This is a genomic window from Paraburkholderia eburnea, assembly GCF_002917095.1.
GTDB lineage: Bacteria > Pseudomonadota > Gammaproteobacteria > Burkholderiales > Burkholderiaceae > Paraburkholderia > Paraburkholderia eburnea.
In genome coordinates, this window is record NZ_PQGA01000005.1 from 184,278 (window position 1) to 204,923 (window position 20,646).

Below are 20,646 nucleotides of genomic sequence, written 5' to 3' on the forward strand. Positions count from 1 at the left end.
GCCTGGTTTACCCCTTGGTCACGCACGACGGGTCACTGAAATTCGTGACATGGCCGTTGTTGTACTTCGCGATGATGTTGTTGAAGAGCTTCGGATCCACCGTCGAGAAGTATTCAATCGGTGCCTTCTCGCTCGGCTGCGCAACCGTCGCGTATTGATCCATCGAAAGCTGCGTCGAGGACGCCTTCACCTTCTGGACCCATGCGTCGAAGTCTTGCTGGCTCGTGGCGAGGGTACGGAACTTCATGTCCGAGAAGCCCTTGCCGCTGAAGTTCGCCGACAGACCCGCGTAGTCGCCGGCTTGATCGGCGATCAGGTGCAGACGGGTCTGCATGCCTGCCATCGCGTACACCTGGGTACCCAGTTGCGGGATGAAGAACGAGTTCATCACCGAGTCCGACGTGATGCTGAAGTTCACCGGCGTGCCAACCGGAACGGCCAGCTGGTTCACCGTGGCGATGCCCAGATCCGGGTAGATGAACAGCCACTTCCAGTCCAGCGCGACCACTTCGACGTTGATCGGCTTGACGTTCGATTCAAGCGGCTTGTAAGGATCGAGCTCGTGCGTGGTCTTCCACGTGAGCACCGCGAGGAACAGGATGATCAGCGTCGGGACGGTCCAGACGACGACTTCGATAGCCGTCGAGTGCGACCATTTCGGCGCATACGTGGCGTTACGGTTCGAGGCGCGATAGCGGTACGCGAACCACAACGTCAGGATGATCACGGGGATAACCACGATCAGCATGGCCCAGGTGGAGGTCGCAATCAGCGACTTTTCCGCCATGCCCACGCTACCTTTGGGGTCGAGGACTTCCAGATTGCAACCGGAAAGACACATGGCCAATCCGGCGCTGACGGGAAGCAATAACCTTTGCAAGGTTGTTCTTTTCATCACGTTTGCCTGAATTTCATTCATTGAATAGTTCCGGGCACATCCCCTGACATCCGGCAAAGGAAGCGCGCCCGAATCATACAGCCGCTTTGATCCATGACAATCAATGAATGCTGAAAATGATCTTTGTCAAAACAAAACTGAGACACTATGTCGCATGCGTTCGCGAGGTTTGTCGCGCCTCATCAACACACGCACGTCATGCCCCACTTAAGCCTTGACGCGGATCCGCCGCGGCTTTGTTTCCGAATTACACAATCCGAAACTGTTGAACGCACCGCGCGCCGCGCCGCCTTACAGGCGGGACGGCGCGCGGTGCGTCGTCATTCTCTGCAGTGACCGCCCCGCTTACGTCGGCGAGCGCGGCACGCGGGTGTCGGCGGCAGCGCGCGCGGCATCCGTGCGCACGGCGTCGGCGTTGGCCGTGTCCTCGGCGGCCTGCTTGGTGCGGCCGGCCTGGGTCACGAGATTGGCGGCCGACAGCTCGATCGCGTCGGTCATGGGCTTCGGATAGAGGCCCACTACCAGCACCAGCGCGGCAAGCGACGCGAGAATCAGCGTTTCACGGCGGCCGATGTCGGCCAGCTTCGCGACGCTCTTGTTCGCCACCGCGCCGAAGATCACGCGCTTGTACATCCATAGGGTGTATGCCGCGCTCAGCACGACCGTGGTCGTGGCGATCGCGCCGATCCAGAAGTTCACGCGGATCGCGCCCATGATGACCATGAATTCGCCCACGAAGCCCGAGGTGCCCGGCAGGCCGACGTTGGCCATGCAGAACAGCATCATGAACATCGCGTAGCGCGGCATCACGTTGACGACGCCGCCGTAAGCCGAGATCGTGCGCGTCTTGGTGCGGTCGAACAGCATGCCGATCGAAAGCAGCATCGCCCCCGACACGAAGCCGTACGAGATCATCTGGACGATCGCGCCTTCGGTGCCCATCTGGTTGAAGAGGAACAGGCCCAGCGTGACGAGGCCCATGTGGGCGATGGTCGAGTAGGCCAGCAGACGCGTCATATCGGTCTGCGCAAGCGCGAGCAGGCTTGAGTACACCACGGCGACGAGCGACAGCGTGATGATGGCCGGCGCGAAGAAGTGCGCCGCGTCGGGCGTGATCGGCAAGGTGAAGCGCAGGAAGCCGTAGCCGCCCAGCTTGAGCATCGCCAGGATCACGGTTGCACCCGTGGGCGCTTCGAGGTGGACGTCAGGCAGCCACGTATGGAACGGCCACATCGGCACCTTGACAGCGAAGGCGGCGAAGAAGCCGATGAAGACGAGCAACTGCGGAACGAAGCCGAGCGTCAGGTTGTGCCAGGCGGCCATGTCGAAGGTGTGCGACTGGCTGTAGAGATACAGCATCGACACCAGCATCAGCAGGGAGCCGGCCAGCGAAAAGAAGAAGAACTTGACTGCTGCATAGCTGCGGCGGGCATGGCCCCACGCGCCGATCAGCAGGTACAGCGGGATCAGGGTCGCTTCGAAGAACACGAAGAAGAGCATGCCGTCGGTCGCCGCGAAGGTGCCGACCATCAGGCCCGAGAGGATCAGGAACGCGCCGTGGTACTGGGCCACGCGCACGGTGATCGACTCCCACGAGGCGATCACGATCACGAGCGTCGTGAACGCGGTGAGCACCACGAGCCACAGCGAAATGCCATCAATCCCGAGTCGCCACGCCACGCCGAAGTCGGGCAGCCAGTTACGGAATTCGACGAACTGCATGGCGGCAACATGGTTGTCGAAACCGGTAATGAGCGGAATGGTCACCAGCAGACCGACGATGGAGCCGGTCAGCGACAACCAGCGCGTACGCTGCGGATGGCGATCCGACCCGAGGCGCAGCACAGCCACGCCGAACAGGATGGGAATCCAGATCGCCAGACTCAGGAATGGAACGGATTGCATTTCAACAGGACCTTAAAAATGCGGGGCACATAGTTCGTCTGCGCACGGGCTGGCACGCAAGCAAACTGAAAGATTAACGCGGGGTGAAAATCGGACCAGACTGGCTGCAATGGTTCTGTCAGCTTAGAGGCGAAATGCAACACACGTCCAAGGGTTAACGAGGGTAAACGGAATACAAAACTTTTGCAGCGCAACAACACGATCCAGATCAGCCACTGATACAAGTCATTGTTTTTGTGCAATTTTATGCTAGTACAAAAACAGGAAACACCGCTCATCAGCGCCTCTCTGTTCTCAAAAGTGCCCCCCGAAGACCTCTTGAACGCCTGTGCACGCGACACGCCGTCACACCGCGCGGCCCGAATAATACCTTACTTGTTCTTTTGCCCTCAATGACTTATGCATAGGGGCGCGATCCCGCAGGCCATGCCAGGCCTGTAGGGCACACCTTTGCGCGGCGCAAAAAAAAGCCCCGGCCGTCTTCGGGCCGGGGCGAACTCTCACGATGCGCCAGCGACGCTGGAACACGCATGGGCGCACTGTAGCCGCTTGTGGCCCTTCCATTAAGCAGCGTGCCTGGAAGAGTCCTTTCCCGCGTCATGATTGATTCGTTCCGATCCATAACGCGGAGCTGCTGCGGTGCCGCATCCGCGCACACGCCAACTGGCATCGTCATTATACAAATGAGAATCATTTGCATTTGAACGAGTTTTGGGGCATCATGGTTTCCATGCCGGCGAGGCCGGCCACGATGGATCCGCGCACCGTGCTGCGCGCCCGACCGCCTTCTTCGCCCTGATCGCCCGAGGCTGCCATGAACTACACCGCCCCCTTCGCGAGAAATGACACGCTGATCGACGACACCTTCGTCCAGCATCCCGACAGCGCCGAACAAACCGTCCTGCGTGCCGTGCGCACCTGGCTGCGTCCGCATTGCGACGCTTACGGCAAGGCCGAAAGCTGGCGCGGCGTGCTCGCCGACGCCGGACTCGGCGCCGAGGGCATCGGCCACTTCGACCTGTTGATGGGCACGCTCTGCCGCGCTTCGTGCCGCCCGCTCGACACGCGCTGCCGCTGCGCGTCCGAACTCGCGAAGGACGAAGGCTCGCTGCTGCAGGTGATCGCGCTGCTGCAATCGACGCGCAGCGAAGCCGCCGTGCAGTTGCTCAACGACTGGCTGCCGTCGCAGAGCGTCAGCGGCATGCTCAAGACCTCGCGCTGGTTCGCGATCTGCCTGCTCGACGCAGGCGTACAACTGAGCGACCGCACGCGCCGCGTGACCTATATGCACTAAAGACGTGCATTGACACGCGCACTGCATAAGCTCATTACGAAAGACGATTTGGGCGCCCAGCGGGCCGCCGGTAGCATTCGAGGCTTTCTCCCCGCCGCCCGCCTGCCTGAATGTCTTCCACCGCCGCTCCCGCTTCCCCGCCCTCCCCACCTTCAGCCAGCCGCGCGCTGATCCGCAGCGCCGCCGACGTCTCACGGCTCGTCAACGCGGGCGGCGCGCCCGGCAGCAACGCGCGCATCGTCGTCGCGATCGCGCTGGGCGGCGTGTTCCTCGACGCCTACGATCTGGGCGCCCTGGCCTTCGGCCTCAAGGACGTGGCGCGCGAGTTTTCCCTCTCGCCGGCGGGCACCGGCTTCGTCGCCTCGGCGATCACCTTCGGCGCCATCGTCGGCGCGTTCCTCGGCGGGTTCCTGACCGACCGCATCGGCCGCTACCGCGTCTTCATGGCCGACATGTTCTTCTTCGTGGTCGCAGCGCTCGCCTGCGCACTCGCGCCCAATGCGTGGGTGCTGGGCGGCGCGCGCTTCGTGATGGGTCTCGGCGTGGGTATCGATCTTCCCGTCGCGATGGCCTTCCTCGCCGAGTTCTCGCGCCTCTCGGGACGCGGCAACAAGGCCGCGCGCGTGGCGATGTGGTGCCCCGTCTGGTATGCGGCCATCAGCATCTCGTATCTGCTCGTGCTGGCGTTCTATGCGACGCTGCCCGCTTCGCATTCGCATCTGCTCTGGCGTCTGACGCTGGGCTTCGGCGCGGTGCCCGCGCTCGTCATCATCGCGATCCGCAGCCGCTATATCAGCGAGTCGCCGGTCTGGGCCGCGAATCAGGGCGATCTCGCGGGCGCGGCGCGCATTCTGCAGCGCTCCTATGGCATCGATGCCGATGTCGCGCCCGAAGCGCGCGAGGCGCCGGCAAAACCCGCGCGCGTCGCCTCGTGGAAAAACTACGGCGCGCTGCTGCGTGGCGTCTATGCGCGGCGCACGGCGCTCGCGACGGTGATCGGCGTGGCCTCCTCGTTCGCCTATAACGCGGTGGCGTTCGGCCTGCCGGTGATCATCTCCAGCTTCCTCGCGCAGTCGATGTTGACCACGATCCTCGCCTCGCTCGCGCTCAATCTGGGCTTCGCGTTCGTGGGCGGCCTGATCGCCGTGCGCACCGTGCCGCGTTTCGGCGCGTGGAATATGACGGTCTGCGGGTACGTGATCCAGTTCGGCGCGCTCGTGGGACTCGCGATCGTCGGCAAGCCCGCGACGACGCCCGAAGTCGTCAGCGCCGTCGCGCTGCTCGCGGCGTTTCTGTTCGGTCAGGGAATTGGGCCGGGCTCGCACAGCATGACGTTCGCTTCGCTGGGCTACCCCACTTCGCTGCGCGGCGTGGGCGTGGGCCTGAACCAGACGCTGATGCGCGCAAGCTCGACGGTTTCGCTGTTCCTGTTTCCGGTGCTGGCCGCCGCGCTCAACACGCGCGTGTTCTGGATCATCGCGATCGCGCCGCTCGCGGGCCTGGTGGCGCTGCTCTCGGTGCGCTGGGAGCCGTCGGGCTACGACGTGGATGCCGAAGATTTTGCCGCTGAGGAAACCGCCGGCGTGCGCGCGGCAGAAACAGCGCAATGAGTAATTTCGATTCCTGAACAAGCACAAAGCGGCGCGTCTATCGTGCCGCTTTTCTTTTCCGGAAATTGATTCGGATGACTTATCGAATCGATACGATTCGTAGTTCTCGCAGTTCTATTTCGCCCGCGACGCCAGACGCTCGCGCACGAAATCGCGCACCGCGCGCGCCATCTTCGGATACTGCTCACCTGGCACCGCGAACAGTACGAGCGCGCACAACGCGAGCACGCCGCAAAACAGGAACGTGCCGCGATAGCCGAAGGCCTGCACGAGCATGCCCGAGAGCACCCCGGACAGAATCGAACCAAGCCGCGACGCGTTGAAGAACAGCGCCGTCGCCCGCCCCGGCGAGTCGGGCATCAGATCCTGCACGAACGTCATGCCGAGACACGACGTCACGGCCACCACGAAGGCGTTGAGAATCTGCATCGGAATGAGCGCGTGCACGCCGGGCGCCGCCGCCATCGACGCGAAATACACCGCATGGACGACGGCACAGGCCGCGAGCCAATGCGGCTTGTTCAGGCGCGACGCCTTGGCGCCAAGCGCAAGCATCATCGGAATCTCCATGAGCGCGCCCAAGCCCAGCATGATCGACACGTCGAGCCGCGAGCCCTGCAAACCGTGGACGATATACAGCGGCAGCACGATCATGGTCGCATTGGCGGCGAGGCCGATCAGCGTGAGCGCAACGATCGCGCGCATGATGTCCTTCTGCGAGACGTCCGGCGCGGCGGCGCGAATGCGCTGCTTCACGGCGGGCTGCACTTCGGCCTGCGTGAGCGGCTGGCCCTCGTAAGGCGCGATGGCCTCTTCGGCGCGCTCCTGCGCCACTTCCTGGGCGGTGGGCCGCTTCATCAGGTGCTGCGTGGCGTGCTCGTCCTGACGCGGTTCGCGCATGCGCCAGACGATCGTGCCGCAAGCCGCGAAGCTCGCGGCCGCGAACAGGAACAGGCCGTAAAAGCCAGTCGCCGCGAGCACCAGCGCGCCCACCGCCGGGCCGAACACCCACGCTGCCGAAAGAATCGTGCGCAACGTCGCGCTGGCGAAGGTGCGTTCGGCATCGTCGGCTGCGGGCAGCGCCGCGCGACTGAATGAAAACACCAGCGAGAGCGCGCAACCGCCCGCGCCGATGAAGGCGATGCCAACCGCGAGCAGCAGCCGGTAGTCGCGCACGACGCACAGGCACAGATAGCCGAGCGTAGCCGCGCAAAGCGAGACCAGCAGTAGCAGCCGATGCTTGCCCGTGCGGTCGCTCCAGCGCCCCGCCGCCGTGCTGGCGATCACGCCGCTCGCGGCGATCGCGGTCATGAACACGCCGAGCCGGAACGGCGTCATGCCGGCGCGCTCGACGCCGAATAGCGAGAGATACGGTGCGGTGAAGGACATCGCCACGCCCAGCATCAGGGTGGCGCCGGCGAGCGGCAGAAAACCGGGAATATGCAGGAGACCGACAAAGCGCGAGTTCTTGAGCACGGCGCGTTGGAGAGTGGCGGGGACGAGTGGTCGCGACGCGTGGAGCGAAGCGTGCGGTAGAGCGTGCAGCGAAGCGTTCAGACTGCGTGAACCCGGCTGCGAACCCAATTATCGGACTGAAACTGCGGACGGCGCAAGGCGGGTGTTATCGATATCAGCATCTGGGTCTCGCCCAAAACGAATCGCAGCAAGACTATCCACAGATTTTGGGGGCAGCCCTGTGCGTAACCCTGGGATGAGTGCGCCAAGTCCCTGATGCGTATCGGATTGTCTGCAGCGTTGCCGATTGCAGCAGTTTTGCCCCAGATACGAAACCGGGCGCCGCTCTTGTCCACAGTTTTTGTTCACAGCCCTGTGGGCAACTGCTGGACATCGCAACCAACCCTATGATTCATAAAGACAAACGCTCGCACACCAGTAAAAATGCACAAAAAATGCGCAAAAAACTTATCCACAGCTCCCGTGGATAAACTTGTTGATAACCGCCTTACGAGCGCGCCAACCCATTGATCGGATGGGCAGTTAGTCGATTTAGTCACGGATTCAGCAGAAGGTTTCCGATTGGCAACTTTCGCTCGCGACCTCCCCCGCCGCCTGCCCATCATGTTCACGCCAGATCGAGCGCGCCCGTTAGATCGCCCGGCGGCGTCTGTCCACGCGCGACGAAAGCCTGATCGCGCGACGCCACGCCATCGAGCGGCGCGAGTCCGTGGACGCGGCTGATGAAGCGCAGGATCGAGTTCGTGTCGTAGAAGGTGTGGTCCACGAAGCCCTTCTTCGCGAACGGCGCGATCACGAGCGCCGGGACACGCGAGCCCGGCCCCCAGCGGTCGCCCGTGGGCGGCGCGACCGGATCCCACCAGCCGCCATTCTCATCGTGCGTCATGACGACCACCGTATTGGCCCACTGCGGGCTGCGCTGCAGATGCTCGATCACGGCGGCCACGTGGCGGTCACCCGATTCCACATCGGCATAGCCCGCGTGCATGTTCAGGTTGCCTTGCGGCTTGTAGAACGTGACGGCGGGCAAACGCCCCGCGTCGATATCGGCGAGCAGACGATTGGTCGCCGGATCGTCGCCGACGCCCGCATCGCGCAGATGCCGCGCGCGCTCAGTCGTGCCCGGCGCGAAGTTGGCAAAGTAATTGAAGGGCTGATGGTGGTACTGGAAATCAGGCACCGAGCCCGTATCGCGATGGTCGAGCGCGAACTGCCAGGCGCCGCTATACCAGGCCCAATCCACGCCTTTGGCCGAGAGCCGGTCGCCGATCGTGGCAAAAGTTTGCGGCGGCATCACTCGCGGATCGGACGGGTCGGCCCACGCCGGATTGCCGTCCTCGGCGGCCCGCACGCTGCTCGGCTGGTACGGCGGCGCCATCGTATTGACCGCGTAGCCGTCCGGCGTAAAGGCGCCGTCGTTGACGAACTTCGGCGGACCGCCCAATGCCGAGGCCGGGCTGCCGGCCGCGAGCTTCAGACGCGTGCCGAGCGGATCGTCGCTGTCGAGCACGGAGACCAGCTTCCCGGCTGGACTCGACTGGACGTTCGGGTAATACGGCGGCTGCGCGGCGATCAGATAGATATGGTTGAGCCAGGAGCCGCCGAAAGCGGCCATAAAGAAATTGTCGCAAAGCGTGTATTGCTGCGCGAGCTGCCAGAGCCGCAGGGTCTCGGCGGAGTTCTCGTAATAGCCCATCACGAGACCGCCCGAATCGCCCCACGCGGCGAACTGATCGTTACGGCCGGCGTTGATCTGCATCTGGTTCTGGTAGAAACGATGCACCAGATCGCGCGTGATGATTCCATTCGGCAACGGATTGCCATGAGTGTCGACGATACGAAACGGCTGGTTCGCGAGACCCTCAATGGCCGCTTCGCCGATCATGTAGCGCTTGCCGTCCAGTTCCTGCGCCTGCGGAACCAGCCCGCCCCAGATCTTCGGCAACTGGGTGAGCGGCGTCTTGCCGTCACGGTCGAGCTGCGCGTAACGCGACGCGGGCACGCCCGACAGTGGCGTCTGCACGCCGGGAAAATTGCCGTAGAGATTTGTGAAGCTGCGGTTTTCCGCGTAGATCACGACGATGTGGCGCACCTGGTCGCGCAGCGCGGCATCGACACGCGCATCGCCTGCGCTGCGCGGGCCAGGCCCCGCATTCGTCGCCGATGTCTGGCAACCGCTGAGCGCGAGGCCCACGCCCACCGCGGCGAGTCCGCCCAGCACACGCCGGCGCGCGGGATCGTCCGGCATAGAGCTGTCGTTGTTCTCTTTCTGGTCCGCTGCCTTCGGGTCGTCATGCTTCATCAACCTGCCTCCTTGTTCCGGTCAAAGGGCGCTGGCGCGCTCCGATCTTCAGACATCCTGCAGGAGGATACCGCGCACAGCGGCCCGTGCGGCGGCGAGGTGCATGACACTTCCGTTACACGCAGAGGCGCGCGTCCGGGCCACGCGGCCCGGACGCATGAGGACGGCAGATAAGCTCAGGTATTGCGCGGCGGCGTCGCCGGCTGCGGACCCTGCGCGAGCGTCTGCGCAGGGCGAGCCTGGACGCCATCCGCGCGTTGCCCTTCGTGCGGAGGCCGGGGCACGGCGGGCAATTCCACGCGCTCGTGGCGCGGCACATCGCCATCGTCAGCCCAAAGCGGATCGGGAATCTCGCCGAACACCTGACGCAGCCGTTCACCCCAGGTCGAATGCAGCATCTGGAAATAGGCGTTCGAATGGTCGAGCGACACGTAACGCGTCACGCGCAGCGAGTCGCGCTCATAGACAAGCAGATCGAGCGGCAGCCCCACGGAGAGGTTCGAGCGCAGCGTGGAATCCATCGAGATCAGCGCGCATTTGGCGGCCTCGTCGAGCGGCGTGCGCGGCGTGAGCACGCGGTCGATGATCGGCTTGCCGTACTTCGATTCGCCGATCTGGAAGTACGGATTGACGCTCGACGTTTCGATGAAGTTACCCGCCGCGTAGATCTGGAATACGCGCATGGCCTGGCCGCGAATCTGGCCGCCAAGGATGAAACTGCAATTGAAATCGACATTGAACTGCTTGAGCGCTTCGGCATCGCGCCGGTGCACCTCGCGCACCGCCTCGCCGACGATGCGCGCGGCCTCGACCATGCTCGGCGCGTTCCACAGCGAGGGCTGCGCGCTGTCGCGCTGCTCGGTCAGCACCTGCAAGGTTGCCTGCGTGATCGCCAGATTGCCGGCCACGAGCAGCACCAGCACGCGCTCGCCCGGTTCTTCGAACACGGCCATCTTGCGCGATGTGCTGATGTGATCGACCCCGGCATTCGTGCGCGTATCCGAAAGGAAAACCAGTCCCTCTTCCACAGCAAGCGCTACACAGTACGTCATGGTTGTCCTTCGAATCGTCTCGGGTAGCGGCGATTTTCGCACGTCCTGCGGCGGCGTTGCGCATGAGAAACGCGCGCTCTTGTATGTTTCTCGTGCGCGCGTTTCCTTTCGTATAACGAGAAAACTATTGCTGCTGCGCGCCGTGTGCACTGACCCGCACGCTGACGTCGAGCGTCTCGCCCAACCCGCCGATACGCCGCCCGCGCACCGGCGCGGCCGCCTCATAGTCGCGCCCCACTGCGATGCGGCAGTATTTTTCGCTTGCGAAACACGCGTGCGTGACGTCCACCGTCACCCAGCCGTTGTCGAGCCAGACGTCCACCCAGGCGTGGCTCGCCATTTCGGGCACGTCGCCGGGAGCGAAATAACCGCTCACGTAACGGGCCGGGACGCCGCGCGCGCGGCACACCGCCAGCATCACGTGCGCATGATCCTGACACACGCCGCGCCCGAGCGAGAACGCATCGGCGGCCGTATGCGCAACGTCCGTCACGCCGGATTCGTAGCGCACCTGCTGCGTAATGCGCGCCGCGGCGTCGAGAATCGAAGCCGCATCATCGAGCGGCCCGAGGCTCTGCGCGAACGCCGTGAGCGCCGCATCGGCCTCGGTGAGACGCGTGGGCGACGTGAAGTGACAGGTGGGAATCGGCCCTTCGCCTTCGGTCAAGCGTCCCTGCGCGAGCGGCACCGTTTCTACTTCCCCACGCACGCGCAACCGTATTTCGCGGTGCGGGCGCGAGAGTACCAGCGTCATCAGCGTGTTGCCGTAAGCGTCGCGACTGGCGTCGAGCTTGCCGGGCGCATCCACATGCCATTGCGTGACGATCTGCGAAGGCGTCGTGAGCGGCGCGAGCCGCAATTGCTGGATCGAATAGTGCACCGGCGCGTCGTAGCGGTAGACGGTGTCATGACGAATCGCGAGTTGCATGGCATAAATCCTTCAACGAATCGATCTGGAATGCGAACGACTTCGCATCGCGCTAACCCACCGGCAACATCAGATAGGTCCGCGCCACCTGGTTTCCCAACTCGTAGACGCGCGCGAGAAACTGCGTGAGGAAGGTATGCACGCCCACCGAAAAAATCTGCCGCAAATCCGCGTACAGCAGTTCGGCGCGCAACTTGCCGGCCGTGCGCTCGACTTCGCGCGACGCATCGGTGCGCAGCATCGCCAGATTCACGCACACACCCTCCATCGAGGCGAGCAGCGAACGCGGCATCTGCTGGTTCAGGATCAGCAACTCCACCACGCGCGCGGGCGTCACCACGTCGCGATACACCTTGCGGTAGATCTCCAGCGCGGAAACCGAACTCAGAATCGACGTCCAGTAATAGAAGTCTTCGAGTTGACGTGCGGCCGAACGCGAATCGGCCTGATCCACTTCGACGAAACGCACGTCCAGGATGCGCGCCGTGTTGTCGGCGCGTTCCAGGAAGGTGCCGAGTTGCGTGAAGAAGAGCGCATCGTCCTGCAAGGCCGTGCCCACACGCACGCCGCGCGAAAGATGCGAGCGGAACTTCACCCACTCGAACAGCGACTCGGGATGCGTGGACAACGTGTCGCCGCGCAGCAGTTCGTAGAACTGCAGCCAGGTATCGTTGACCGTTTCCCACCACTCCGTGGTGAGCGTGCCGCGAACCGCACGCGCATTCTCGCGCGCTGCCTGCAGACACGAGTAGATACTCGACGGATTGGTCGGGTCCGCCACCAGAAACTGCAGCACGTTACTACGCGTGGTCTTTTCGTGGCGCGCGTCGAAAGCCGTGTCGAGCTCGGAAATGCGCAGCATGGCGCGATGCGTGCGCGCTTCGTCATCGGCGTTGCCTGGCAACAGCAGCGCCGTCAGGTTGATGTCGAGCATACGCGCGGTATTCTCCGCGCGCTCCATGTAACGGGCCATCCAGAACAGGTGATCGGCAGTACGGCTCAGCATGCTCGCTCCTCTTTGTTTCCGTTTTCCGCAGTGTTTTTCGTAGGGGTTTTCGCAATCGCCGTTGGCGTATTCATTCGAGCACCCAGGTGTCTTTCGTGCCGCCGCCCTGTGACGAATTCACGACCAGCGATCCTTCCTTGAGCGCGACCCGCGTGAGGCCGCCAGCCGCCATCTGGACCGTCTTGCCCGACAGCACGAACGGCCGCAGATCGATATGGCGTGGCGCAATGCCGGCCTCCACGAAGGTCGGGCAGGCGGAAAGCGACAGCGTGGGCTGCGCGATGTAGTTGCCAGGCCGCGCGATCAGACGCGCGCGAAACGCCTCGATTTCCTCTTTCGTCGAAGCCGGGCCGACCAGCATGCCGTAGCCGCCCGCGCCATGCACTTCCTTCACGACGAGTTCGGGCAGGTGGTCGAGCGCATAGGCCAGATCGTCGGGCCGACGGCACTGCCAGGTGGGCACGTTGTTGAGAATCGGCTTCTCGCCCAGATAAAACTCGATCATGTCCGGCACGTAGGGATAGATCGATTTATCGTCGGCGACGCCCGTGCCCATCGCATTGGCCAACACGACGCGGCCCGCGCGATAGGCCGTGAGCAGGCCCGGCACGCCGAGCGCGGATTCGGCGCGAAACGCCAGCGGATCGAGAAAATCGTCGTCGACGCGGCGATAGATCACATCCACGCGGCGCGGCCCTTTGGTCGTGCGCATAAATACATAGTTGTCCTCGACAAACAGATCGCTGCCTTCGACCAGCTCCACGCCCATCTGCTGCGCAAGGAAGGTGTGCTCGAAATAGGCCGAGTTGTACATGCCCGGCGTGAGCAGCACAACCACCGGATCGTCAACGCCGTCGGGCGCGCACGCGCGCAAGGTTTCGAGCAGCAGATCGGGATAGTGCGCAACGGGCGCGATCTTGTGCTGAACGAACAGTTCGGGAAAGAGCCGCATCATCATCTTGCGGTTTTCGAGCATGTACGAGACGCCCGAGGGCACGCGCAGATTGTCTTCGAGCACGTAGAACGCGCCATCGCGTCCGTCACGCACGATGTCGATGCCCGCGATATGCGCGTAGACGCCGAGCGGCAGATCGATGCCCTGCATTTCGGGCCGATACTGCGCATTCGTATAGACCTGCTCGGCGGGAATCACGCCGGCGCGTACGATATTGCGCTCGTGATAGACGTCGTGAAGAAATAGATTGAGCGCCTGCACACGCTGACGCAGGCCGCGAGCGAGCGTGACCCATTCGTCAGAGGGAATGATGCGTGGAATCAGATCGAACGGGATCAGCCGCTCGGTGCCGGAGAGATCGCCGTTCACCGCGAAAGTGATGCCGACCCGGCGGAACAGCAGGTCCGCCTCCGCGCGTTTGCGCGCCATCGTCTCGCCAGTCTGCCGCTCCAGCCAGTGCTGGAAGCGTTCGTAATGCGGGCGCACCGCGCCCTCGTCGCGCATTTCGTCATGGACTTGCATCGCTCGTTCTCGCGCGTGGGTGCAGCGTCGCGACCGGATCATGACGTCACGCCATGGACCGCGCACTGCGATACGCTACAAAAAGCAAGGCGTATGCCATCGCCGGAGCACGAGTGCTCAAGCCAGTTTCAACGCTTTTCCCCGCATTCACGCGCCCAAATGGTGCAAGTTTTCGAGCGCAATCACGCGACCGGATGGCATTGCGATTCGACGCCTCATCATGGTGCAGTCTAGGCGCAACGGCCGCGATTGCCCAGTCAACGCGATTGTGCCGCCGTTTTGGCCGTTTTGGCCGTTTCGCCTGGCTTGCGCCGCTGCTGCGCGCCCAGGCCGGTGCGCTGCTGGACGCCCCATTTGCGCCGCCCGAGCAGGAAATGCAGCCAGCCCATCGCCGCGCCCGCATGGCGCATCAACTGGAAAGAGAACGGTTCGAAGATGGCGGCGAGCAGCGCCATGCCGAAGCTCGAACTCTTGCGGTCGCCACTCCAGCGTCGATACAGGTGCACGGAAAACAGGTGGAACGCGAGATCGATGACGATCTTGCCGACGATCACCGCCAGCACCGGTAAGACGATCGTAAAGCGCGCGTCGAACAAAAAAACCAGCAGCAGCGCGAACGCCGTGAGACCGTAGATCGGCTGCACGGTGTCGAAGGCCTTCACCGGCAGCATCATGAGGCCGAGTTTGCCGTAGCGGCGATTGCCGGTCATGTCGCGATACCAGTACTGCGTTTGCAGAAAGCCCGCGAACCAGCGGCGGCGCTGACGCAGGAAACTCGCAAGCGTACCGGGCGCGTCGGTAGTCGCGCGCGCCGTGCCGATCACCCGCACATCCCAGCCCAGGCCCTCGTTCACGGAATAACGGCGCAGCCGATGAATCAGTTCGTAGTCCTCTACGAGGCAATGCGGATCGAAGCCGCCCACCGTCACCACCGCCTCGCGGCGAAACGCGGCGAACGCGCCGGAAACGAGCAGCAGACTATCCGCGCGCATCCACGCAAAGCGCGAAATGAAATTGCGGATGTACTCGTAAGTCTGAAACCACTGAAAAAAGCGCCCGCTCGGCGTGGTGCCGCAGACCGGGGTGAGCAGGCCGGCCGCCGCCACGAGCGCAGGCTCACGCGCGAACGCGTCGGCCATGGCGGCGCAGGCATCGGGTTCGAGCAGCGTGTCGGCATCGACGGTCATCACCGCGTCGGTGTCCATCGCGCAGAGCGCTGCGTTCAAGGCGCGCGCCTTGCCGCCGTGCGCGAGCTTCAGCCAGCGCAGATTCGGACAGTGCGGCGATGGCGCGCTCATGCGTCCCTCGCCCGGGTCAGTCAGTCCGTAGTGCTTCGCGAGCAGCGCGGCGGTGCCATCGGTCGAACCGTCGTCGGCGATCACGATCTGGCGCGGCGCGCGGGTCTGCGCGAACAAGGCATCGAGCGTGATCGTCAGCACGCCCGCCTCGTTATGCGCCGCGACGATCACGCCGAGCGTCGGCAACGCCGACGAGGCAAACGCGGGCACGCTCGCGCTTTCATCGGGCCGCAGCAGCACGCGCGCCTGCCAGGCCACGAAGATCAGCAGCACGGTGTCATAGATCACATAGGCGATGCCGGTCGACCATGCAACCACCCCTTGCAGGAAGAACGCGCGTGCGAACAGCACGCACCAGAGCGCCATGACGCTCAGGTGAATGGCGACGCTGATGAGCGGTGTGGGCGGTGGCGCGATGCGCGGCGAAATGCGCGCAAGCGCCTGATCGAGCGAGTCGTTCAAGACAGTCCCTTTTCGTGCCTTTGCGTCGTTCACGGCATCATCCGGCGCAGCACCGAATGACGATCGATCCACTGATGCTTGAGCGCGCCCGCGATATGCAGCGCGAGCACGCCATAGAGCGCATAGCTGCAAGCCGTGTGCAGCGCGCCGAACTGCTCATGCAACTGGTTCTTGGTGGCGGGATCGAGATTCATGATGAAGCCGATGCGCGGCCACCGGAACAGCCCGAACAGATACATGGGATGCGAAGCCGCGGCCACCCATGCCGAGTCGTGCAGCCAGCCGGTCAGCGGCATCGCGAAGATCAGCACGTAGAGCGCGATATGCGCGGCGTGCGCGGCGGCGCGCTCCCATGTGGGGAATTCGGCAGGCAGCGGCGGCGGGCGGTGCGTGAGGCGCCACAGCACGCGCAGGATCGCCAGACCCAGCACGGTGATGCCGATGGACTTGTGCGTGTCGATCACGAAGCGGATGCCTTCGTCGGGGAGCGTGCCGTCGGGCAGCAGCGCAGCCGTCAGGCCGAGGGCGACATTGCCGAGGATCAGCAAGGCGATCGACCAGTGCAGCAGCACGGCCACGCGCGTGTACTTCTGCGCGGGCGCGGCGGCGGAAAAACTCGATTCGGCGGAAATAGAAGTTTTCACGAGAGCGGGCCGTAACGTTTCAACAGGAGATAACGCGCGGCGCGGAGGGTTTATTCCCCGCACGCGCAAACAAGGTTCGTGCGTGGCCGAAACGGGGCGCCAACCTCGGCGCACGCGCATTATGCGCCCTCACTCCTGACATTGCAGAAGCCGAAAGATGGCGAGATTGCCAGCTTCAGCGCCTGCAACGCACTGGCGAAGCGGACGCAAAAAAACCGGAGCGGCGCTGGTGCACCGCTCCGGCTTGCGGATCATCGGCATAAGGTCGGCGTACTGGCTTATTGGCCGCTTTATTCCGATCAGAAAATCCACGGCGACACGGGAAGTCCATGCGTTTCGAATCGGAAATGAGTCGAAAATTTTTGTGCTGCCTGACGGCTGACTATGTCAGTGAATTTTTAATTCGAATCAAGTATTTACTGAAATGCTGCGATGCACAACATAGCGCTTGACACACGTTTCTTTTGAGATATTATGGAGTGGATTGCTGCATCGCACCAATACGCGAACCGGTGATCGATAGAACGTTTTCTTCTTTTCGTAACGGAACCGTCGCGTAGCGGTCCCCCATCAGGAATAACGACATGACTCTTCCTACTCCCGAACAATTCGCCGCCACCCAGAAAGCCGGCCTCGAAACCCTCTTCGGCCTCACGACCAAGGCGTTCGAGAGCGCAGTCAAGCTCGCCGAACTGAACATCGAAACGGCCCGCGCCGCCATCGCCGAAGGCCAGGAACACGCCCAGCGCACGCTGTCGGCCAAGGACCCGCAAGGCTTCTTCGCTCTGCAAGCCGGCTACGCGCAACCCGCCGCCGAAAAGGCGCTGGCCTACGGCCGCAACGTGTACGCGATCGTCTCGGCCACGCATTCGGAACTCAGCGAAGCCGCCCAGAGCCAGTTCGAACAGCAGCAACGTGCCGTCCAGTCGTTCGTCGATTCGGCGGCCAAGAATGCGCCGGCGGGTTCGGAAACCGCCATCGCAGCGTTCAAGTCGGCCATCACGGCAGCCCAGGGCGCGTTTGAATCGGTGAACAAGGCGGCGAAGCAAGCCACCGAAATCGCCGAAAGCAACATCGACGCAGTCACCAAGGCAGCATCGAAGGCAGCAGCCCAGGCTACGCGCACTGCAAAGCAAGCGGCCTAAGTAGCAAGATTTCCGGCTGGACGCCTCGCGGCGTCCCGGTCGCGCAGAAAAAACGGGTTTCGCTCAAAGCGAAGCCCGTTTTTCTTTTCGGCGCCAATATTGCCGATCGGCGTCGATTCGAGCCGACAGTTTCCTTTCGGCAACGCGGCGTCAGTCGTCGCAGCTTCCCACGTCGAACATCGTCTTGAGCGCGCAATGCGAGGTGAGCATGCGCGCTTCGTCGTGCCCGACGCCCGGCACGACATGGAACTGCTGGTTCAGGCCCGCCGGGTGGCGCGTCTCCATATAACGGAAGAAGCCCTCGGCACGCGCCAGACGTTGCGGCCCCTGCGCCATGGCGGCACAGCTTTTGTCGAGCGAGGCCGAAGCGGGATCGCGATCGGCGCCCCCGACCAGATAAAGAATGTGCCGCTGCGCGTAACGCGTTTCCAGTTGTTCCGGCGAGCGCGTGCGCATGAACGCGGGACGCGCCTGCATACCGTATTTCCAGCTATCGAATCCGGGGCAGCGCGAAGCGTCGAAGGCCGCAGGCGCGCCATCGGCATCTGGGCGTTGCGCGTCGAAATAGGCATACGACGACGGGCTGGCCACCACGAAACGCACGTCGATGCCCGCCTGCGCCAGCTCGTCCGGCACGTCGGAGGCAATCGCATAGCGTTGCAGCACCTGTGCCCCGCCCGAATGCCCCGCGAACACGATCGTCTTGAGATTAGGGAAACGCTGCTTGTCGGCGAGGCGGCGCACGATGGCGTCGAGCACCGCGTAGGCGCCAACCGGCGCGCCGGTCTTTGCTTCGGCGCCGCCCATCCATGCGTTCGAATGCCAGCTCAGGAGATCGGGCGGCGAGCGGAAAGCGCGTGTATCGTCAGTCGAAAGGAATTGCGGCGCGATCAGGATCGTAGTGCCCGGATCGCTGTCGGCGGCTTCGCGCGCGCGTTGCGCCGTGCGGAAATAGTCGTTGGCATTGCGCAGGCGGCCATGGAGCACGATCACGGCTCGTACGACATCGGGCTGTGGCGCATTCCAGTCCGCGCTCAGATCGAGCGCGAATTCCGCGTGGCCTTGCGGCGTGTCGATCGGCATCCGCGCAGTGGCGATCGCATCGACGGGACGCTCGTTCGAGGCGTGTGCGCGGCGCGCTTCGGCGGAATCCGTGAAAAAGGCGCAGAGGGTGTAAAGCGCACAGGCCAGCAATGCCGCAACGGCGGCGCGCGGAACGGTCGAACGCATTGTGTTTCCCATTGGAAAAACACAGGATAAAACGTTCGAGACGGAAACACGCTGACCGACAGGTCAAAAAAACGGCGGACAAAAACGACGGCAGCGCGCCGCCGCTCGATAGGGAATGGGGAATCAGGAACCGAACATGCGGCTGACCGCATGTTCGAGGTGCTTGCGCATGGCCTCAGACGCGCGCACGGCGTCGCGCGCCTGGATCGCCTCCAGCACTTCCAGATGCTCCTGCTGCACGATGCGCTGGCGCTCGACCGACTTCACGAGCGAGAGGTTGCGCGACAGATTCATGCTGAAGACCATCTGCTCCTGGATGCCCGAGAGCGCGGTAATAAAGAACGAATTCTTCGACGCGCGGGCAATGGCCATGTGAAACGCGAAGTCGTCTTTCGCGCCGATGCCCGAGGTCTCGACGATCGTCTGGAGGTTGTCCCACTCGCGGCGGATGGCGGCGAGATCGGCGTCATCAGCCTTCTGCGCGGCGAGCGCGGCGGCGCCCGCCTCCACCACCACGCGATATTCATAGCAGCGACGGATATCCGACAGCGTCTCGAGCGGCGCGAAGCGGCGCACGTCGGGATCGGGGCGGCGCATGACCGTGGTGCCCGAACCGTGGCGCGTGGCGATGATGCCGTCCGCGCGCAGTTGCGCGAGCGCTTCGCGCACGGTCGGCCGCGAGGTGGCGAAGCGTTCCGCAAGCATGTGCTCGGTCGGCAGCCGTTCGCCTTCCTTGTATTCGCCTTCGATGATGCGGTTCAGGATGTCGCTGTAAATCCGCGCCGGCATATTCGGCGCTTTCTGCTCAGCCATGGTCAGGTGCTACGCGGTGAGTTGTCAGGTGTGTCGTGGATTGTAAGTCATATGAGGCGCTCACAGAGCGAAACGCCCCAGCCGACAAGACTTCTGCACGATGACAACGTCTGTTTTCACGCATCACCGCAGCGCGCTCACGGCGATCCGCAGCGTAGCCGTTTCACTTTGCCCCGGCGCGAGCCAACGCAAGCCCAGGCCATTGTGGATCGCATCGGGCAAGCCGAGCCACGGCTCGACGCAATAAAAATCCGCGTCGGGTGCGAGCGTCCACGAGGTCACGGCGTACCAGGGCAGTGAGCCGGGACGCTTCAGGTCGATTTCGATTGCGCGATTGAGTGTTGGCATGTCGATACGCACCGGCGTCTGCGGCTCGCCTTCGAGGCAATGAAAGCGATCGACAATCTGCGGATCGTCGAAGCGGTAACGCGTCGCGCCAGGCTGCGGCGCGGTCGTCGTGCCATCGGCGAGCTGATGCCGGTAGACGTTGTGCGGCAGTTCCAGCGCCGCCTCGCCGCGCTGCGTATGGGGCAGCGCGAAGTAGAAGTGATGGCCCGCGTAGTACGGCATGCGGTTCGCGAGCGCATCGGCAGAAGGCTCGGCCGTATTCGTCGTGGTCAGGCTGACTTCCAGGGTCGCCTCTTCAACCAGACGATATTGCACTTCGAAGCGGAAACGAAACGGATATCCGGTGTACGTCGCGTCGCTGTCGGTGAGCGTCATCTGTACGCCCGCGCCCTGCGCATCGATTCGCGCGGCGAACGGCAGATCGCGCGCGAAGCCATGCATCGGCACTTCGCGCACGACGCCCTGCGCGTCGCGCCAGAAGCCGATGCGTCCATCCACGCGATGGCGCGCGATGAAAGGAAACAGCAGTGGATTGCCGCCGCGCACCAGCGCCGGCTGGCTCCAGTCGGCGGTATCGGGCCAGTGGATGATGGGCGCGCCGCGCAGGTGCCACGACAACAGGCGCCCGCCGGCTTGCGGCGCGATCAGCAGACGCGAGCCGCCGCACACGATTTCGATGACGTCCTGATCCTGAAATTTCGGCATGTCGTATCGGAAATTGAGAAAACTTTTGACGCGTGCGCTGGCGAGCGCACCCC

The 20,646-nt window shown here is 63.5% G+C and carries 17 protein-coding genes; 3 read left to right on the top strand and 14 right to left on the bottom strand.

Translation table 11 applies throughout. The annotated features are described in order from the left end of the window. Positions 1 to 7: 7 nt before the first annotated feature. From cyoA to B0G62_RS32480, 3 genes are all read right to left on the bottom strand, one after another. Positions 8 to 895, bottom strand: coding sequence for a ubiquinol oxidase subunit II (gene cyoA, locus B0G62_RS12910; protein WP_103704720.1), 888 nt, complete (start codon positions 893 to 895; stop codon positions 8 to 10). A gap of 348 nt (positions 896 to 1,243) precedes the next feature. After that, complete coding sequence (locus B0G62_RS12915) at positions 1,244 to 2,803, bottom strand: NADH-quinone oxidoreductase subunit M (RefSeq protein WP_103704576.1); 1,560 nt, start codon at positions 2,801 to 2,803, stop codon at positions 1,244 to 1,246. Positions 2,804 to 3,493: 690 nt separating this feature from the next. Beyond that, a complete protein-coding gene (locus B0G62_RS32480; protein ID WP_279629750.1) occupies positions 3,494 to 3,619 on the bottom strand; it encodes a hypothetical protein in 126 nt (41 codons plus the stop codon). On the opposite strand from B0G62_RS32480, the gene B0G62_RS12920 reads away from it, so the two are divergent. Beyond that, a complete protein-coding gene (locus B0G62_RS12920) occupies positions 3,618 to 4,097 on the top strand; it encodes a hypothetical protein (protein WP_103704577.1) in 480 nt (159 codons plus the stop codon). The genes B0G62_RS32480 and B0G62_RS12920 overlap by 2 nt on opposite strands. Before the next feature lie 110 nt (positions 4,098 to 4,207). Beyond that, positions 4,208 to 5,707, top strand: a complete 1,500-nt coding sequence (locus B0G62_RS12925; protein ID WP_103704578.1) for an MFS transporter — start codon at positions 4,208 to 4,210, stop codon at positions 5,705 to 5,707. A 114-nt stretch (positions 5,708 to 5,821) separates the two neighbouring features. Here the strand turns inward: B0G62_RS12925 and B0G62_RS12930 are convergent, their stop codons facing one another. The 8 genes from B0G62_RS12930 to B0G62_RS12965 all read right to left on the bottom strand — a co-directional run bounded on the left by B0G62_RS12930 (position 5,822) and on the right by B0G62_RS12965 (position 16,352). Next, positions 5,822 to 7,183 carry a sugar efflux transporter gene (locus tag B0G62_RS12930; RefSeq protein WP_103704579.1) on the bottom strand — a complete coding sequence of 454 codons (1,362 nt, stop codon included), beginning with the start codon at positions 7,181 to 7,183 and terminating at the stop codon, positions 5,822 to 5,824. Between the two features lie 607 nt (positions 7,184 to 7,790). After that, entirely contained in the window at positions 7,791 to 9,485 is a 1,695-nt protein-coding gene (locus B0G62_RS12935; protein ID WP_103704580.1) for an acid phosphatase, read from the bottom strand. A gap of 176 nt (positions 9,486 to 9,661) precedes the next feature. Then, positions 9,662 to 10,537, bottom strand: coding sequence for a proteasome-type protease (locus tag B0G62_RS12940; RefSeq protein WP_103704581.1), 876 nt, complete (start codon positions 10,535 to 10,537; stop codon positions 9,662 to 9,664). Between the two features lie 124 nt (positions 10,538 to 10,661). Next, the gene (locus tag B0G62_RS12945; protein ID WP_103704582.1) at positions 10,662 to 11,465 is read right to left on the bottom strand and encodes a transglutaminase family protein; all 804 of its coding nucleotides are present in this window, start codon (positions 11,463 to 11,465) and stop codon (positions 10,662 to 10,664) included. A gap of 52 nt (positions 11,466 to 11,517) precedes the next feature. Further along, on the bottom strand, positions 11,518 to 12,471 hold the full coding sequence (locus tag B0G62_RS12950; RefSeq protein ID WP_103704583.1) for an alpha-E domain-containing protein: 954 nt from the start codon (positions 12,469 to 12,471) through the stop codon (positions 11,518 to 11,520). 70 nt (positions 12,472 to 12,541) lie between these two features. Then, positions 12,542 to 13,948 carry a circularly permuted type 2 ATP-grasp protein gene (locus tag B0G62_RS12955; RefSeq protein WP_103704584.1) on the bottom strand — a complete coding sequence of 469 codons (1,407 nt, stop codon included), beginning with the start codon at positions 13,946 to 13,948 and terminating at the stop codon, positions 12,542 to 12,544. 257 nt (positions 13,949 to 14,205) lie between these two features. Continuing rightward, entirely contained in the window at positions 14,206 to 15,708 is a 1,503-nt protein-coding gene (locus tag B0G62_RS12960) for a glycosyltransferase family 2 protein (protein WP_103704585.1), read from the bottom strand. Between the two features lie 29 nt (positions 15,709 to 15,737). Next, positions 15,738 to 16,352: a cytochrome b gene (locus B0G62_RS12965; protein ID WP_244193215.1), complete on the bottom strand. Its 615-nt coding sequence runs from the start codon at positions 16,350 to 16,352 to the stop codon at positions 15,738 to 15,740. Positions 16,353 to 16,936: 584 nt separating this feature from the next. On the opposite strand from B0G62_RS12965, the gene phaP reads away from it, so the two are divergent. Further along, positions 16,937 to 17,497 (top strand): TIGR01841 family phasin, encoded by a 561-nt coding sequence (gene phaP / locus B0G62_RS12970; protein ID WP_103704587.1) that lies wholly within the window; start codon positions 16,937 to 16,939, stop codon positions 17,495 to 17,497. Between the two features lie 150 nt (positions 17,498 to 17,647). On the opposite strand, the gene B0G62_RS12975 is transcribed toward phaP, so the two are convergent. The 3 genes from B0G62_RS12975 to B0G62_RS12985 all read right to left on the bottom strand — a co-directional run bounded on the left by B0G62_RS12975 (position 17,648) and on the right by B0G62_RS12985 (position 20,593). Continuing rightward, positions 17,648 to 18,727: an alpha/beta hydrolase gene (locus B0G62_RS12975; RefSeq protein WP_244193216.1), complete on the bottom strand. Its 1,080-nt coding sequence runs from the start codon at positions 18,725 to 18,727 to the stop codon at positions 17,648 to 17,650. Between the two features lie 123 nt (positions 18,728 to 18,850). Beyond that, a complete protein-coding gene (locus tag B0G62_RS12980; RefSeq protein ID WP_103704588.1) occupies positions 18,851 to 19,540 on the bottom strand; it encodes a FadR/GntR family transcriptional regulator in 690 nt (229 codons plus the stop codon). Positions 19,541 to 19,663: 123 nt separating this feature from the next. Next, positions 19,664 to 20,593, bottom strand: coding sequence for an aldose epimerase family protein (locus B0G62_RS12985; protein WP_103704589.1), 930 nt, complete (start codon positions 20,591 to 20,593; stop codon positions 19,664 to 19,666). Positions 20,594 to 20,646: the final 53 nt, after the last annotated feature.

What these genes read in the sequence shown, in the direction of transcription:
- cyoA (WP_103704720.1), bottom strand. Translation starts at nt 895, where the DNA reads ATGAAAAGAACAACCTTGCAAAGGTTATTGCTTCCCGTCAGCGCCGGA.
- B0G62_RS12915 (WP_103704576.1), bottom strand. Translation starts at nt 2,803, where the DNA reads ATGCAATCCGTTCCATTCCTGAGTCTGGCGATCTGGATTCCCATCCTG.
- B0G62_RS12920 (WP_103704577.1), top strand. Translation starts at nt 3,618, where the DNA reads ATGAACTACACCGCCCCCTTCGCGAGAAATGACACGCTGATCGACGAC.
- B0G62_RS32480 (WP_279629750.1), bottom strand. Translation starts at nt 3,619, where the DNA reads ATGGCAGCCTCGGGCGATCAGGGCGAAGAAGGCGGTCGGGCGCGCAGC.
- B0G62_RS12925 (WP_103704578.1), top strand. Translation starts at nt 4,208, where the DNA reads ATGTCTTCCACCGCCGCTCCCGCTTCCCCGCCCTCCCCACCTTCAGCC.
- B0G62_RS12935 (WP_103704580.1), bottom strand. Translation starts at nt 9,485, where the DNA reads ATGAAGCATGACGACCCGAAGGCAGCGGACCAGAAAGAGAACAACGAC.
- B0G62_RS12940 (WP_103704581.1), bottom strand. Translation starts at nt 10,537, where the DNA reads ATGACGTACTGTGTAGCGCTTGCTGTGGAAGAGGGACTGGTTTTCCTT.
- B0G62_RS12945 (WP_103704582.1), bottom strand. Translation starts at nt 11,465, where the DNA reads ATGCAACTCGCGATTCGTCATGACACCGTCTACCGCTACGACGCGCCG.
- B0G62_RS12950 (WP_103704583.1), bottom strand. Translation starts at nt 12,471, where the DNA reads ATGCTGAGCCGTACTGCCGATCACCTGTTCTGGATGGCCCGTTACATG.
- B0G62_RS12955 (WP_103704584.1), bottom strand. Translation starts at nt 13,948, where the DNA reads ATGCAAGTCCATGACGAAATGCGCGACGAGGGCGCGGTGCGCCCGCAT.
- phaP (WP_103704587.1), top strand. Translation starts at nt 16,937, where the DNA reads ATGACTCTTCCTACTCCCGAACAATTCGCCGCCACCCAGAAAGCCGGC.
- B0G62_RS12975 (WP_244193216.1), bottom strand. Translation starts at nt 18,727, where the DNA reads ATGCGTTCGACCGTTCCGCGCGCCGCCGTTGCGGCATTGCTGGCCTGT.
- B0G62_RS12980 (WP_103704588.1), bottom strand. Translation starts at nt 19,540, where the DNA reads ATGGCTGAGCAGAAAGCGCCGAATATGCCGGCGCGGATTTACAGCGAC.
- B0G62_RS12985 (WP_103704589.1), bottom strand. Translation starts at nt 20,593, where the DNA reads ATGCCGAAATTTCAGGATCAGGACGTCATCGAAATCGTGTGCGGCGGC.